This window comes from Pseudomonas sp. SMN11, assembly GCF_052041945.1.
GTDB lineage: Bacteria > Pseudomonadota > Gammaproteobacteria > Pseudomonadales > Pseudomonadaceae > Aquipseudomonas.
In genome coordinates, this window is sequence record NZ_JBKGGW010000062.1 from 1 (window position 1) to 13,488 (window position 13,488).

The following is a 13,488-nucleotide window of genomic DNA, read 5'->3' on the forward strand; positions in this document are numbered from 1 at the left end:
GGGGGGGTGTGGGGGAGAGCAGGCGCTGTGGGGTTGTCCCTCCCCCCCCCATCCAACACACCCCTCAAGGCATGCACCTTTCAAGGCACCACATCTCTCAAGCCAGGCACTCCCAACCCCAAAACCAACCCCAATACTGGGGAACACCGCCCACCAAGACACTTGTCAAAATCATCAGTCAACACCTCTGAAACCCAAGCCCCAAAAGCCCTCCAGCCAATTATGAAAAAATTGGCACGGCTGTTGCGCTAGCCCTCCCAGACGCCCCAAGTCCATGGGCCCGTTAGCAGGAGGAACTGACTCATGCTCCGACCGATACCTAATACGCTGGCAGTGGCGGTCGTCGCCGCTCTGTTCCAGCTCCCGGCGCAGGCAGCGCTGTATGCCGTCGACACTGGGCCCTACACCCCTGAAAACGGTCATTACGCTGCCTGGTACCAGGACACGCATGGCCGCACCCTCGACCTGTGCCTGTCCAAGGCCGTAAGTTCACGCGTTGCCGGCGCTCCTGGCGCACCGTCGTACATGTGCACCCTGTTGCCTGCACCCGGCATCTTCGACGACACCAAACCATTGCTCTTCCCGACCAACTGGCCGGACGAGTCCTTCTGGTTCACCGCCGATGCCGCCATCACCGATGCCGCCCGAGGGGTCACGCTGACCTACGGCACCGCCATCGAGGCCGCCTTCGGTGGCGGTGATCCTGCAGAAAACGACCAGATCAGCTTTGCCCGCGTGCGGATCCGGGTCGACGTTCCAGCGGCCGGCACCTATGTGGTCACCCACCCCTACGGCGTCGAAGTGTTCGATGTCCCCGCCGCCGGGCGCCGGGCGATCAACATGACCCGCGACATCGGTATCGGCTCCGCCGGCACCTTTACCGGCGCACTGAAGGGCGATGTCGGCCCGTTCCTGCGCAGCGTCAACGGGCCCTACACCGAAGGCAACGAAAAATTCATCGGCGACCCCAACCTCAACGAGCGCGTCACCGGAAGCCCGTTCGACACCAACTTCGTGCGCATCGAGGGCCCCGGTGGCATCGACTTGCGCACCGACCTGTTCGCGGTGTCCGGCAAGCTCTCCGACGTGGTCCGGCCAACGCCGTTGATACCCCTGCGCAGCACGTATTCGCGGCACACCGAAAACGGTGACCTGCGCGCGCAACAGGACATGTTCGTACTGGCACCGCCACCGCCAGGCAGCGCCACCCTGACCAGCCAGACGCCTAACCTGCCGCTGACCGAAGCCAACGGCACCGGCACCTGGTATGCCCAATCGGCGCTCAACCCGGCACTGCCGACCAGCCTGTTGATCACTGCCGACAACAGCGTGGCCATTCCCACAAGCAGCGTGACCACCGCCAGCCTGCCGCTCACCGACCTGGTGACCATCACCAGGGCCGAGTACAGCCTAGCCAATGCCACCCTGACCGTGATCGCCACCAGTAGCGACGAAACCAACCCGCCGGCCATGACTGCACGTACCGGCAACGGCACTTTCGTCGGCAACTTCACCGGCGACGGCGCACAGAAGAGCCTGGTCGCCAACCTGTCGCCGATCCCGCCGGCCAAGGTGCAGGTCACCAGCGCCAATGGCGGCAGCGACATCGAAGACGTGGTGCTGGTGCCATGAACAGACAAAGGCTTGGCCTTCAAGGAGGCAGCATGAACACTTGGCAACGCCGTGCGCTGTTGGCCGCCGGTTTCTCCCTGACGATCAGCAGCGCGGCCTGGGCTGCGCTGTCCGACGTCGACCCGGGCCCCTACACCTTCGCCACCGGCGGCTATCCATTGTGGTACAAGGACGCCGACGGCCTGTCGCTGGAACTGTGCCGCTCACGTGCCGTCAGCACGCTGGTCGCTGGCGCACCGGGTGCGCCGGCCTATATGTGCACCCTGCTGCCAGAGCCGGGTATCTACGACGATACCCTGCCCCTGGTGTTCCCCGACAACTGGCCACCGGAGATGTTCTGGTTCCTGGCAGAAACCAGTATTCCGGCAGTGGGCAACAGCGGCTATGAACTCGACGCCTATGTCGCCGGCCTCGAAGCCGCGTTTGCTGCCGAGAACCCGGTCGACGGCGACCAGCAGAGCTTTGCCCGCATCCGCATCCGCGTGTCGGTCCCACGTGCCGGTACCTACACCATCACCCACCCCTACGGCGTCGAGACAGTCAACGTCACGACCCCCGGGCGGCGGGCAATCAACATCACGCGCGACATCGGCATTGGTGCACCCGGCAACTTCACCGGCGCACTGGCCGGCGCACTTGGCCCGTTCGTCCAGGGCGTCGGCGCTCCCTACACCGCCGTGAATCCGGATACCGGCACCACCGACACCTTCATCGGCGACCCGAACAGGCCGGAGGCGATCAAGGGCAGCCCGTTCGGCACCAACTTCATTCGCATCGATGGCCCGCCCGGGCGCATCGAAACCAACCTGTTCACGGTGTCCGGCAAGGTGCTCGACCAGCGCCCACAACTGCCGGCATCACTGGAGCGGGCGACATACTCGCGCAATGGCAGCGGCACCCGGGTGGAAGTGTTCGCCAAGGCCCCTACTGGCGCCAGTGTCTGCTTCCGTAACGGCCTGGCCCTGGTCGGTACGCCACCTTCGTCTTGCCAGTTCAGCATGCTCACGGACAACAACGGGCTGTTCTTCAGCCAGCAACTGAGCCAGGTGGCGCCGCCATCGGTGGTGGTGGTGACGGCCAGCAGCAGCGACATCAACACTCAGCCGACCGCTATTTCGAGCAAGCTTTCCGATGTGGTCAAAGTCGGCACGGCGCGTTACGAGTGGAACAACAAGCGGCTGACCATCGAAGCGCGCTCCAGCGATGAAGTGGTGATCCCGGACATGGTCGCCCAGGGCTACGGCCGCCTGTCCAAGTCCGGTACCCTGCAGACCCTCACTGTCAATGACGTCAGCCAGCCACCGGCCACCGTCACGATCAAGTCCAGCCATGGCGGCGTCGATGTGGAGCCGGTGGTGGTGGTCGGTAACGCGCCGGTCGAGGCGGCCAACAAGCCACCGCTGGCCCAGGCCGATGTCGGCAGCACCAGTGTCGGCGTGCCGCTGAGCTTGAACCTGCTGCTCAACGACAGCGACCCGGACGGCAACGTGCCGCTGAGCATCACCGACCTCACCCAACCGGCTACCGGTCAAGGTAGCGTGGTCCTCAACGGCAGCACCGCGGTGACCTACACCCCGCCACCCGGTGCGACTCAACCGGTGGTGGCCACCTTCACCTACCGGGCAATGGACGCCAAGGGCCTGAAATCGGAACCGGCCACCGTGACCGTCAACGTCGCGCCCAACCAGGCACCGACCGCCAACCCGGAAACCGTGACCACCCTGGCCGCACCGCTGGTCATCAACGTGCTGACCAACGATACCGACCCGGAAGGCAATACGCCGCTAACCGTCACCAACCTGACCCAACCGGCTACCGGGCGCGGCACCGTAAGTACCGACGGCACCACGGTCAACTACACGCCACCGGCCAGCGTGCCAACGGCGTTCACCACCACCTTCACCTACCAGGCGCGTGACTCCCTGGGTGCGGTCTCCGCGCCAACCACCGTCACGGTCAACGTGCAGCCACGGCCTGCAGCCGGCGAGACCTTCGCGGTCACCGCCGCCACCGTCCTGGCCCGCTCGAACAACCGTTACAACTGGGACGTCAGCGGTACCTCGTCGGTGACCACCGGCAACACCATCACCGTGCGGGTCACCACCACCACCGGTGTGCAGACCCTCGGCACCACCACGGTACCGGTGACCGGCCGCTGGCGCCTGACGGTGAGCAACAGCACCACGATCGTCCCGACGGCCGCACCGACCGCCACCGTGACGAGCAGCCAGGGCAGTACCCGTACTGTCAACGTGACTGTGCAGTAAGGCCAGGAGAACGCCATGAAGCGCCTGTATCCACTGCTGCTGAGCCTGGCCCTGGCGGGCCAGGCCGGGGCCGATGACCTGATGGACAACGCCGACCTTGCGCCCGGCAGCGACCTCGGTGAACCGGTGATCATCCGCCTGATGCCGGTCGGTGCCGGTCAGGCGGCGGTGATCGAGCAGCAAGGCAACGGCAACCGCGCCGCCCTCGACCAGAACGGCCAGGCCCTGCTGGGCCGCATCGTCCAGGCCGGGGGCGCGCAGGAGGCGTACATCCTGCAGGAAGGCAGTGACCTGATGGCCAACATCAGCCAACAGGGATATGGCAACAGCGCTGCGATCCGTCAGAGCGGCACCAGCAACAGCGCCAGCATCGAGCAGATCGGCAACAACAACAGCGCCAGTATCGAGCAGGCCGGCACAGGCCTGAGCAGCTCAGTGACCCAAGCCGGCAATGGCCAGCGTGTTCAGATCACCCAATACCGATAGACCTGGAGGCACCACCATGTTCAAGCTCGCTCCTCTAAGCGCCGCTATCGTCCTGGCCCTGGCCGGCCAGGTCATGGCTGACGACAGCACCTCGAACCAGTCGCAGACCGGTAACCAGAACATCGCCGAGGTGCAGCAGACGGTTGCACCGTTTGCCTCGGCCACCCAGACGCAGACCGGCAAGGGCCACAACCACCTGGCGGTGCAGGAAAACAGCACCAGCAACATCGACCAGACCGCCAGTGGGTCGTATAACGCCGGCTATGGCGAGCAGCTGTTCGAAAATGGCAGCCAGATTACCCAGCAGGCCAGCGGCAGTTACAACGATGCGTTCGCCAGCCAGTCGGTGGGCGAAAACAACCAGTCGCTGCAGAACCAGCAAGGCAGCGAAAACCGCTCGACCGTGTGGCAGGACACCCAGACCGGCAGCCAGGTCACCACCACCCAGAGCGGCCAGCGCAACGAAGCCTTCGTCGAGCAACTGTTCGGCGGCAGTAACAACCGCGCCAACATCACCCAGGATGGCCAGGACAACTACGCAACCTCCGAGCACATCCTGCACAACGATGGCTACGTGCAGATCTACCAGCAAGGCAAGCAGAACTTCGCCTACGGTGACCAGCGCGACGGGAACGGCGGCACCATCAACATCGACCAGTACGGCACCGGCCACTCGGTGGAGGTCTGGCAGGACACCCAGACCGGCGCCCGCGCCACGGTCAACCAGACCGGCCAGACCAACGAAGGCTACATCGACCAGAGCTTCGGCAAGGACAACGTCGCCAACCTGTATCAACAGGGCCAGTCCAACGCCAGCTGGTCGGATCAGTTCGAGACCAACAATTCGAACACCACTGTCTCGCAAAGTGGCAAGACCAACAGCAGCTTCACCTACCAGACCGGTGACAACCAGAGCCTGACCGTCAACAGCAAGGGCACCGGCAACAAGGTCCTGGCTAGCAACTGGAAAGGCGACAAGCTGGGCGGTCAGTTCGGCAAGAACCAGACCGCCAACATCAACCAGAACGGCACCAACAACAGCGCCAATCTGACCCAGAACGGCGAGTACCAACTGGCCACGCTGAGCCAGAAAGGCACCGGCAACACCATGGAGACCAAGCAGGCCGACAGCTACAACGAGCTGTACTTCGAGCAGAACGGCAGCGACAACAGCCTCATCGCCGACCAGCGCGGCACCGACAACTACGCCTTCGGCTCGTCCACCGGCAGTGGCAACAGCATCAACCTCGACCAGTCCGGCTACGCCAACCAGAGCTACACCAACCAGCTGTATGGCAGTGGCAACAGCGCCACCATCAAGCAGGCTGACAGCGCCAACGTCGCCTACGTGACCCAGGGCGGCAACAACAACACAGCCAGCGTCAACCAGAGCGGCGCCTACCAGAGCGCCACCATCAGCCAGATGGGCAACGGCAACACGGCCACCGCTACCCAACGCTGACCAGCTCCCCCCTTGAACCGCGGCGTCTCCTCTCCCTGGCGTCGCGGTTCCTTTTTATCTCCCTGCTTTGCACATGAGTGATGACTCGGTCCTTGTAGGAGCGGCCTTGTGTCGCGAAAGGGCTGCGAAGCGGCCCCAGGATATCAGCAGCTCACAAATTGCAGGGGCTGCTTTGCAGCCCTTTCGCGACACAAGGCCGCTCCTATAAAGACCGCGTTGGGCTTACAATATCTTGCACTCACCCACGCCACCGCCCCGATGATCCAGTCCGACCTCGACCTGTTCGGCCCCCAGCCGCAACGCCTGGCCAGCCACACCGTGCTGCTGCCCGGCTTCGCCCTGGCGGTGATCGAGCCGCTGCTCGAGCCCTGCGCCCGGTGCTGCGTGCCGCGCCGTTCCGGCATATGCAGACACCGGGCGGCCTGAACATGGCCGTGACGTTGACCAATTACGGGTCGCTAGGCTGGGTCAGTGATGCCTGGGGCATCCGCGATGCCAACTGGCTCGGGTTTCACGGAGCCTCACACGCTGCCACGTCAACCTCGGAGCCGTTGGCCACTTTATACAGGTCATTGAAAGTGCTTTGGCGTAGTCGGGCTGACTGCCCAGTGCCATGCACTACTCCAGCGACCCAGTCGTTTTGCTGGGACTGCAGACGAAACCCCGCTCCGCTGCTACCGGACATGGTTGCGCAGTTGGGTGTGAGTATCCCACTGGATGATTCCTCCGGATTCAGTCTCGACACACACCGCTTCATCTCCCCACCGAGATAACTCACCCCGGGGTAAGCCCAGACCTGTCCCACTGGCAGCGCCTGCTGCGATTCAGAAATGCAGGGCTGGCTGGCACCGGCGAGCGCCTCTTTTAGCGATTTACCCTCTTGTGCGAAGACACTGGCAATGGCCAGATCAGTATCTATAGTTGCATACGCGTTTAACGTCGGAATGTACTTGTAATGCACCGGCCAGCGCCCCAATGGCGTACGCTGCGCTGGCGCTGCCGCACCATCGTAGGCTGGCACGAAAAGAGACTTGTCCTTCCATTTGCCTTCTTGCTCGATCACGCAATGGGCGGCGGTCAAAATCAGGTTCCCCTTCGCTGAGTCCAATGCCGTGGCTGAGCAATGCTGTAGCACGCCGTCCGATGAAACGTAAAACAGTATCCCGGCACGGCGGCTCAGGGCGTTTTCCTGTGCATGGGTCACGCTGGCAAAACCAAAGTGGTCGCCGCCATCCGTCAACACTTTTTTGACAGGATTGGCCGGTCCGCCTCCTGCAAACTCTGCCTCTTGCATGCGCTCGGGCGTCCAGAACTGCAGCACTTGGGCCTCGTTTTGCTCGGGGCTTTCAATGGGCGCGGCGAGCGCCAAGTACGAGGTCATGCAGCCTGCCGACGCTAAGTGGGTAATCAATCGCTTCATGCCTGAGCCCTGTCCGATTGGAAGAAACTCCATTGAGTCAGATATTTGGCAATCAGACAGCTGGTAGAAATGTCAGTATCCGTCAAGCTGCGAAGGTGCTAGAACATGGGTTGCTTTTGATAGGCAAACATACCCTGCTTGACGTCATCCGAACGGCACCTTGCCATGATGCAACGCGACCTCGACCTCTTTGGCCCCCAGCCGCAACGCCTGGCCAGCCACACCGTGCTGCTGCCCGGCTTCGCCCTGGCAGTCATCGAGCCGTTGCTCGATGCCCTGCGCCCGGTGCTGCGGGCCGCGCCGTTCCGGCACATGCAGACACCGGGCGGCCTGAAGATGGCCGTGGCGTTGACCAATTGCGGAGCGCTGGGTTGGGTCAGTGATGCCAAAGGCTACCGCTACAGCCCCACCGACCCCGTCAGCGGCCAACCCTGGCCCGCCCTGCCCCAGGTCCTGCTCGATCTGGCAGGTCGTGCAGCAGCAGCGGCCGGTTTCGAGGGTTTCGTGCCCGATGCCTGCCTGGTCAACCATTACCTGCCCGGCACCCGCCTGAGCCTGCACCAGGACCGCGACGAGCAGGACTTCGGCCAGCCGATCGTGTCGGTTTCACTGGGGTTGCCGGCGGTGTTTCTGTTTGGCGGGTTGCAACGGTCGGACAGAACTCAGCGGATACCGTTGAGCCATGGTGATGTGCTGGTCTGGGGAGGTGAAGACCGGCTGCGATTTCATGGGGTGTTGCCGATCAAACCGGGTGTACATCCGAGGATGGGCGAGCGACGGATCAATCTGACCTTGCGCAAGGCGGGATGATTGATGTCGTCAGTACCAGCCTCTTCGCGGGCAAGCCCGCTTCCACAGGGACAGCGCTGTGCTTGAGATCACACCGTACCTGTGGGAGCGGGCTTGCCCGCGAAGAGGCTGGTACAGGTCGATCATTGCGGTTGATTCTGACTGAGGAACTTGTCCACTTCGGCCTTGCCTTCCCCGGGATCCCCCGCCACCTGCCACAGCCGCCGCTCGATCCCCTGGGCCAGCAGATGCCCCACCGCCGCCTCGATCGCCGACAACACGCATAGCTGCGCCGGTTCGTTGGTGGTGTAGCCAACTTCCGCTTCCAGCAGCTTCTTGAACTCGATGAACTTGAACACCCCGGCGCTACGGCCCACCGAGTAGATGGTTTTGCTGGTCATCACATTGGCCAGCACCTGCCCGGTGCGCACGTCTACCGCGCGCAGGTTGACCGTGACCTGGTCGACCCGGTATTCGCGGGAGATGTCGATGCCCAGGTAGCGGGCCCCTTCGCCGCCGCTGCGCACGTTGGTGTCGTAGGCGATGATGCCGCCTTCGAGCATCAGGTTGGCAGCCTGCAACGGTGGCAGCTCCATTGCGATGTTCTCTGCCACGTCGGGTTTCTTCTGCGAGGCGCGGATGATCTTGCGTTCGGTCAGCAGGTTCTGCAGGCCCTCACGCTCCAGCACCACGAACCAGCCGCTGGCACTCAGGGCATCCATCAGCATGCTCGCCGCACCCTGGGTGACACTGGTGGAGAACGAGCTGGCCGGGGTCGGCTTGTACTGCCCAGTCTGGTCACGGAAGCCATACACCACGGCCATCAACCGGCCTTTCGGGCGCGGCATATTGATCAGGTCGTAGTAGGTCGAAGCCCGCGGCGTCAGGGTCGGGGTCTCCGAGTCCTGTTCGGCCGGCATCGGTTGGCGCAGGCCACAGCCTTGTAAGGTGGCGAGGATCAGCAAAGCGCTCAGCAGACGTTTCATGGTGTTCTCTCCCCAGCTAAACGGCCAGTCCCTCTCAGGGGTTCAGGCCACTGACCTCAATGAGCGACGTTTCCCCTGTGGCGCGGTCGGTGACCTTGATGCTCAAGGCACCAGAGTCATCGATGACATCGATCAGGAACGCGTCAGTGGCCATGCTGCCGGTCTTGCCGTTGCTGATGTTGTCCATCAGCTGCGACAGCATTCGCGACTCCAGCTGGTTGCTGAAGCGCTCCAGGGCCGAAGTACCACCAAAGGCGGATGCGCGGTCTTTGAGGTCCGGGTCGTCGTAGTCGTTCTGCGCCTGGGCGTTGTTCAGCAGCCAGGTGCCGTTCAACGGGTTGCCGCCAAACGCCGGGTTGACCGGGGTGTAGACCAGTTCGGTGGCGTGAACGGCGCAGGCACTGAGCAGCAGGCCAGCCGCAAGGTAACGGGGTATGCACGTGTTCATAGCTCATCCCTATCCAGATCAGTGGTGTCCTGCAGCAGACGTTGCAGCTTGCGCTGAATGACTTCCTGCTTGACCAGGTCGGCGGCCGCGACGGCCTCTTCTTTTAATTGAGTGACGTTCGGCGGCAGAAAGCGCCGGTACAGCACGTCACGGTCGAACTCTACGGTCACCAGGCTGCCCCAGCGGGCATCCGGGCGCTCGCGCACCACCAGGTTGAAGTCCAGGCGGCTGGTGGCGCGCAGGCGGTCGGCGAAGTAGTAGTAAAAGTCGTGGCCAATGTGCGAGATGGTGTTGTCGACGATGAAGCCCTTCATCTCGTCCTCGGCATCGGCCATGGCCGCGCCCGGCAGCCCGGCTGCCAGCAACAGGCACAGGTACAGGGCGTGCAGGCGTTTCATGGCGAGTCTCCCGGGCCGGCGTGGGTGCGGGCGCCGCCGGCACTCTCGTTGAAGGCCTGCTCGGCGACGAACTGCCAGTCGCTGTAATGCTCCAGGCCCTCGAATCCGGAGAACTGCGTTTCAAAACCACTGCGCTTGAACGGGGTGGCATCGGAACGGCTGTGCACGCCGGTGATGCGTCCATCGATGGCGCGCAGCAGGCCCCAGTCGTCACTGTTGGTGATCGGGTCCGGGTACAGGCGGCGGATGTGCCGCTTGGCCTCAGGGAAACGGTTGTCCTCGAGCAGGTCGGCCAGCTCCTTGGGGTACTGGGCCAGGCCCGGCGAGGCGCGATAGTAGCTGCGCAGGGCCTGGGCATACTGGCCACCGACCCACAGCAACTCGCGCTCATGCTCGCGCTGGGCGACGCTCGACCACACCGTGCCGGTGGCTGCCAGGGCAATGCTGCTGACCGCGATCAGCAGCAGCACGCCCAGGTAGGTGAAGCCGGCGCTGGCCTTACCATTCCGCGAAGAGGCTGCCATCACGGGCCCTCCCTGTGGCACCGCTCTTGATATCAGCCACGCCGCCGGCCACGCCTTCGGGCGGTGGCACCAGCTGCCAGGCATCGCTGCGCTCGGTGATCGGGTCGACCGGGGTATTGCGCAGGTAGCGTTGCTCTACCAACTGTTCCAGCGAGTCCGGGTAATGGCCGGTGTCGCCGTAGTAGTGGTCAAGGGCTTCGCGCAGCACCGCCAGGCTCTGGCGCAAGGTGGCCTCGCGGGAGCTGTCCAGGCTGTTGAAGTAGCGCGGCATGGCGATGGTCATCAGCGTGGCGATGATCGCCATCACCACCAGCAGTTCAATCAGGGTGAAGCCTCGGCTGCGTTTCATGGCCGTCACCATTGCCCGTAGGGGATGTTGTTGAGGCCCTTGCCACGGGCCTTGGAGTACACGTCGAAGACGTCTTCGCCTTCCCGCGGGTTGTCCGGGCTGCTGGCGTACGCGCGCAGGCCCCAACCGCCTTCGTCCTGGTTCTTGGCCGCCACCAGCGGGTCGTGCGGGATGCGCCGCAGGAAGTAGAACTTGGCCCCCTTGGCACTGCGCACATCGCGCACGCCTTCGACCAGCACCTGCAGGTTCGGCGGATAGCCGCTGGCATCCAGGCGCTTTTCGATGAACCCGGCGTCGAAGGCACGCTTGTAGGCGTCGATGGCGTCGCGGATCTGGTACAGCGCCTCGCGCAGCTGCTGCTCCTTGCCACGGCGCACCACCGTTTCGGTCAGTGGCGCGGCCATGGTTGCGAGCATCCCGAGCAGGGCCAGGGTCAGCACCACTTCGATCAGGCTGAAACCCTGCTGGCGGCGTTTCATGGCCGTGGGCTCACTGTGACGGTGGCTGGGGCAGTGACTGGGGCACTGGCCACCTGGCTTTGCACCACCGGCGCGCTGTCGTGGCTGTCGCTGGGAATGTCGCCCGGCACGTCACGCGATGGCAGCGGCATCGCCTGGCGCACCTGCATGCTCGACTCGGTGCCAGTGCCGAATTCCATGTCCGACGGGCTCTGGTACGGCAGGTTGCGCACGATGCGCGGGGTGATCGCCAGCACCAGTTCCGACTTGCTCATGTCGTCCTTGTTGCTGCCGAACAAACGGCCCAGGCCAGGGATGTCGCCAAGCCCGGGAATCTTGTTGCCGGCGGCGTTGTGGTCGTTGCGCACCAGGCCGGCCAGCACCTGGGTTTCGCCATCGTGCAAGCGCAGGCTGGTCTGCGCGTTGCGGGTGTCGACCTGTACCGGGATGGTGCCCTGGCGAGTGGCTTCCAGTGGGGTGGCGTTACTGACTTCCAGCGCCACCTTGATCGCCACTTCGTTGTTCAGGTGCACGGTGGGCTGCACTTCGAGCTTCAAGCCGACGTCCAGGTAGGTGACGCTTTCGGTGATTACCGGGCCCTGGGTGGAGGGCACCGAGGTGGCACTGATGATCGGCACCCGCTGGCCGATGTGGATACGCGCCTGCTCACGATTGCTGACGCGGATCACCGGGCTGGCCAAGGTGTTGATGTCCTTGTCCTGGGCGTTGATCTTGGCTTGCGGCGCTGGCGCGATGCTGATGCGGCTGGAGTTGATGCCACGCAGCTGGTCGAGCACGCTGACCGGGTTGCCGTCGTTGTTGAGCACGCCGAAAGTGTTGGGCCATTGCAGGCCAAGGTCGAGGATGCGCGAGGTAGCCACTTCCATCACTTCCACTTCCAGTACCACCTCAGGGTTGGACTGGTCCTGGGACTGCAGCAGCTTCTCGGCCATGCGTACGGCGTCGGGGGTATCGCGCATGGTCAGCGTGTTGAGGCGTTCGTCAACAAACACATCACGGGTCTTGAGCATGGTCTTGACCATGTTCAAAGCCGTGTTGGCGTCGATGCTGGTCAGGTAGAAGGTGCGCATGACCAGTTCCTGGTAGTCCTTGGTCTTCTGCGGCGAATCGGGGTAGATCAGCAAGGTGTTGTCGTTGACGATCTTCTGGCGCAGCTGGTTCTGCTCCAGCAGCAGCGCCACGGCATCCTCGATGCGCACGTCGCGCACGAAGATGGTGGCCTTCATGTCCGGGCGCAAGTCCTTGTCGAAGATGAAGTTGATACCGGCAACCTGCGACAGCACCTCGAAGATGGTCTTAAGGCCGGCATCGCGGAACTCCAGGGTCACCGGGCGCTCCAGCTTGCTGCGCAGCTGCGGGAACGGCTGCGCGGTGCGCGCCTGGACGTTCTCGATGTCGGTGCGCAGGGCGATGCCCTTCTGGTTCTGCGGGTCCAGGCGCAGGACTTCGCGCATATAGCGTTCGGCACCGAACAGGTCGCCCTGGCGCAGTGCGGCCTGGCCCAGTGCCACGCGCTCGTCGAGGGTGCGGATCAGCTCCAGCTGGCGGATACCTTCCTGGGCGCGACGGTTGTTCGGTTCGATGGTCAGCACCCGGCCGTAGCCCATCCGCGCGCTGGCGAAGTCATGGCGGATGCGGTCGGCATCGGCCTGGCTGATCAGTGCTTCCACCGCTGCCTGACGGCCGTGGGCCAGGGCGATGTTCAGCTCGGTGTCACGCGGGCTGTCACGCAGGGCCTCTTCCAGACGGGCGATACCGGCTTCGTACTGGCCTTCCTTCATCAGCTCGGCGCTGTCCTTGCGCACCCCGCTGGAGCCGCAGCCGGCAATGGCCACGCACAGCGCCAGGAGCATAAACGGAGCAGGCTTGCACAGCTTTGACGACTTCATGGTGCGCTCCCTACAGACAAGGTCTGTGACTGATGCAAAGGCAGGTAAACCAGATCCAGCTCGTTGGCCGAGACTCTGTCGAGGCGATAGGTACTGTCGATCACGTCGCCCTTACGCACGACGTACAGCTTTTCCCCGCTCTGCAGGAAGATCTGCAGGTCGTCGCGGTCGCCCATGCGGCCGACGAACTGGAACGGCAGCGCCGGGGCGGTGGGGGCTGCGGCTACGACGGGGGCGGCGACTACAGGTTGTTCGGTGACGGTGGCCAGGGTTTGGGGCTTGGTCCATTTCTGAGTTGGGAACAGATCCTTGGAAGCCTGTTCGGGCCTCTTCGCGGGGGAGCCCACCCCCCCCAAACC

General features: G+C 63.8%; 14 protein-coding genes and 1 pseudogene. 6 read left to right on the top strand and 9 right to left on the bottom strand.

Features of this window, described 5'->3' with window-relative positions:
* Positions 1-303: 303 nt before the first annotated feature.
* From ACLEJU_RS27935 to ACLEJU_RS27955, 5 genes and pseudogenes are all read left to right on the top strand, one after another.
* On the top strand, positions 304-1,632 hold the full coding sequence (locus ACLEJU_RS27935; protein ID WP_435424425.1) for a hypothetical protein: 1,329 nt from the start codon (positions 304-306) through the stop codon (positions 1,630-1,632).
* A 32-nt stretch (positions 1,633-1,664) separates the two neighbouring features.
* Positions 1,665-3,899 carry an Ig-like domain-containing protein gene (locus tag ACLEJU_RS27940; RefSeq protein WP_435424424.1) on the top strand — a complete coding sequence of 745 codons (2,235 nt, stop codon included), beginning with the start codon at positions 1,665-1,667 and terminating at the stop codon, positions 3,897-3,899.
* Between the two features lie 15 nt (positions 3,900-3,914).
* Positions 3,915-4,385 carry a curlin gene (locus ACLEJU_RS27945; RefSeq protein WP_435424423.1) on the top strand — a complete coding sequence of 157 codons (471 nt, stop codon included), beginning with the start codon at positions 3,915-3,917 and terminating at the stop codon, positions 4,383-4,385.
* A gap of 16 nt (positions 4,386-4,401) precedes the next feature.
* Positions 4,402-5,847 carry a curlin gene (locus ACLEJU_RS27950; protein WP_435424422.1) on the top strand — a complete coding sequence of 482 codons (1,446 nt, stop codon included), beginning with the start codon at positions 4,402-4,404 and terminating at the stop codon, positions 5,845-5,847.
* Positions 5,848-6,105: 258 nt separating this feature from the next.
* Positions 6,106-6,338, top strand: a pseudogene (locus ACLEJU_RS27955) (alpha-ketoglutarate-dependent dioxygenase AlkB); the annotation flags it as partial.
* A gap of 20 nt (positions 6,339-6,358) precedes the next feature.
* Here ACLEJU_RS27955 and ACLEJU_RS27960 read toward each other — a convergent pair.
* Positions 6,359-7,267, bottom strand: a complete 909-nt coding sequence (locus tag ACLEJU_RS27960; protein WP_435424428.1) for a trypsin-like serine peptidase — start codon at positions 7,265-7,267, stop codon at positions 6,359-6,361.
* Positions 7,268-7,432: 165 nt separating this feature from the next.
* Between ACLEJU_RS27960 and alkB the strand changes: the two genes are divergently transcribed.
* The gene (gene alkB, locus ACLEJU_RS27965; protein ID WP_435424421.1) at positions 7,433-8,077 is read left to right on the top strand and encodes a DNA oxidative demethylase AlkB; all 645 of its coding nucleotides are present in this window, start codon (positions 7,433-7,435) and stop codon (positions 8,075-8,077) included.
* Between the two features lie 122 nt (positions 8,078-8,199).
* Here alkB and ACLEJU_RS27970 read toward each other — a convergent pair whose 3' ends face one another.
* The 8 genes from ACLEJU_RS27970 to ACLEJU_RS28005 form a co-directional block, all read right to left on the bottom strand.
* Positions 8,200-9,042, bottom strand: a complete 843-nt coding sequence (locus ACLEJU_RS27970; protein ID WP_435424420.1) for a CsgG/HfaB family protein — start codon at positions 9,040-9,042, stop codon at positions 8,200-8,202.
* Positions 9,043-9,076: 34 nt separating this feature from the next.
* Positions 9,077-9,490 carry a curli assembly protein CsgF gene (locus tag ACLEJU_RS27975; RefSeq protein ID WP_435424419.1) on the bottom strand — a complete coding sequence of 138 codons (414 nt, stop codon included), beginning with the start codon at positions 9,488-9,490 and terminating at the stop codon, positions 9,077-9,079.
* Positions 9,487-9,888 carry a curli production assembly/transport protein CsgE gene (csgE, locus tag ACLEJU_RS27980; RefSeq protein WP_294338418.1) on the bottom strand — a complete coding sequence of 134 codons (402 nt, stop codon included), beginning with the start codon at positions 9,886-9,888 and terminating at the stop codon, positions 9,487-9,489. The genes ACLEJU_RS27975 and csgE overlap by 4 nt, the downstream gene beginning before the upstream one ends.
* Entirely contained in the window at positions 9,885-10,412 is a 528-nt protein-coding gene (locus ACLEJU_RS27985) for a type II secretion system protein (RefSeq protein ID WP_435424418.1), read from the bottom strand. Before ACLEJU_RS27985 ends, csgE begins: the two co-directional genes overlap by 4 nt.
* On the bottom strand, positions 10,387-10,761 hold the full coding sequence (locus tag ACLEJU_RS27990) for a type II secretion system protein (RefSeq protein ID WP_085676884.1): 375 nt from the start codon (positions 10,759-10,761) through the stop codon (positions 10,387-10,389). Before ACLEJU_RS27990 ends, ACLEJU_RS27985 begins: the two co-directional genes overlap by 26 nt.
* Positions 10,762-10,766: 5 nt before the next feature.
* Entirely contained in the window at positions 10,767-11,240 is a 474-nt protein-coding gene (locus tag ACLEJU_RS27995) for a type II secretion system protein (RefSeq protein ID WP_159410170.1), read from the bottom strand.
* Positions 11,237-13,129: a secretin N-terminal domain-containing protein gene (locus ACLEJU_RS28000; protein WP_435424417.1), complete on the bottom strand. Its 1,893-nt coding sequence runs from the start codon at positions 13,127-13,129 to the stop codon at positions 11,237-11,239. The genes ACLEJU_RS27995 and ACLEJU_RS28000 overlap by 4 nt, the downstream gene beginning before the upstream one ends.
* On the bottom strand, positions 13,126-13,488 hold a 363-nt coding region (locus ACLEJU_RS28005), incomplete at its 5' end, for a hypothetical protein (RefSeq protein ID WP_440776767.1). The genes ACLEJU_RS28000 and ACLEJU_RS28005, both read right to left, overlap by 4 nt.

Bases quoted from the DNA above. Each gene is read 5' to 3' on its own strand.
- ACLEJU_RS27935 (WP_435424425.1), top strand. From the start codon at position 304: ATGCTCCGACCGATACCTAATACGCTGGCAGTGGCGGTCGTCGCCGCT.
- ACLEJU_RS27940 (WP_435424424.1), top strand. From the start codon at position 1,665: ATGAACACTTGGCAACGCCGTGCGCTGTTGGCCGCCGGTTTCTCCCTG.
- ACLEJU_RS27945 (WP_435424423.1), top strand. From the start codon at position 3,915: ATGAAGCGCCTGTATCCACTGCTGCTGAGCCTGGCCCTGGCGGGCCAG.
- ACLEJU_RS27950 (WP_435424422.1), top strand. From the start codon at position 4,402: ATGTTCAAGCTCGCTCCTCTAAGCGCCGCTATCGTCCTGGCCCTGGCC.
- ACLEJU_RS27960 (WP_435424428.1), bottom strand. From the start codon at position 7,267: ATGAAGCGATTGATTACCCACTTAGCGTCGGCAGGCTGCATGACCTCG.
- alkB (WP_435424421.1), top strand. From the start codon at position 7,433: ATGATGCAACGCGACCTCGACCTCTTTGGCCCCCAGCCGCAACGCCTG.
- ACLEJU_RS27970 (WP_435424420.1), bottom strand. From the start codon at position 9,042: ATGAAACGTCTGCTGAGCGCTTTGCTGATCCTCGCCACCTTACAAGGC.
- ACLEJU_RS27975 (WP_435424419.1), bottom strand. From the start codon at position 9,490: ATGAACACGTGCATACCCCGTTACCTTGCGGCTGGCCTGCTGCTCAGT.
- csgE (WP_294338418.1), bottom strand. From the start codon at position 9,888: ATGAAACGCCTGCACGCCCTGTACCTGTGCCTGTTGCTGGCAGCCGGG.
- ACLEJU_RS27985 (WP_435424418.1), bottom strand. From the start codon at position 10,412: ATGGCAGCCTCTTCGCGGAATGGTAAGGCCAGCGCCGGCTTCACCTAC.
- ACLEJU_RS27990 (WP_085676884.1), bottom strand. From the start codon at position 10,761: ATGAAACGCAGCCGAGGCTTCACCCTGATTGAACTGCTGGTGGTGATG.
- ACLEJU_RS27995 (WP_159410170.1), bottom strand. From the start codon at position 11,240: ATGAAACGCCGCCAGCAGGGTTTCAGCCTGATCGAAGTGGTGCTGACC.
- ACLEJU_RS28000 (WP_435424417.1), bottom strand. From the start codon at position 13,129: ATGAAGTCGTCAAAGCTGTGCAAGCCTGCTCCGTTTATGCTCCTGGCG.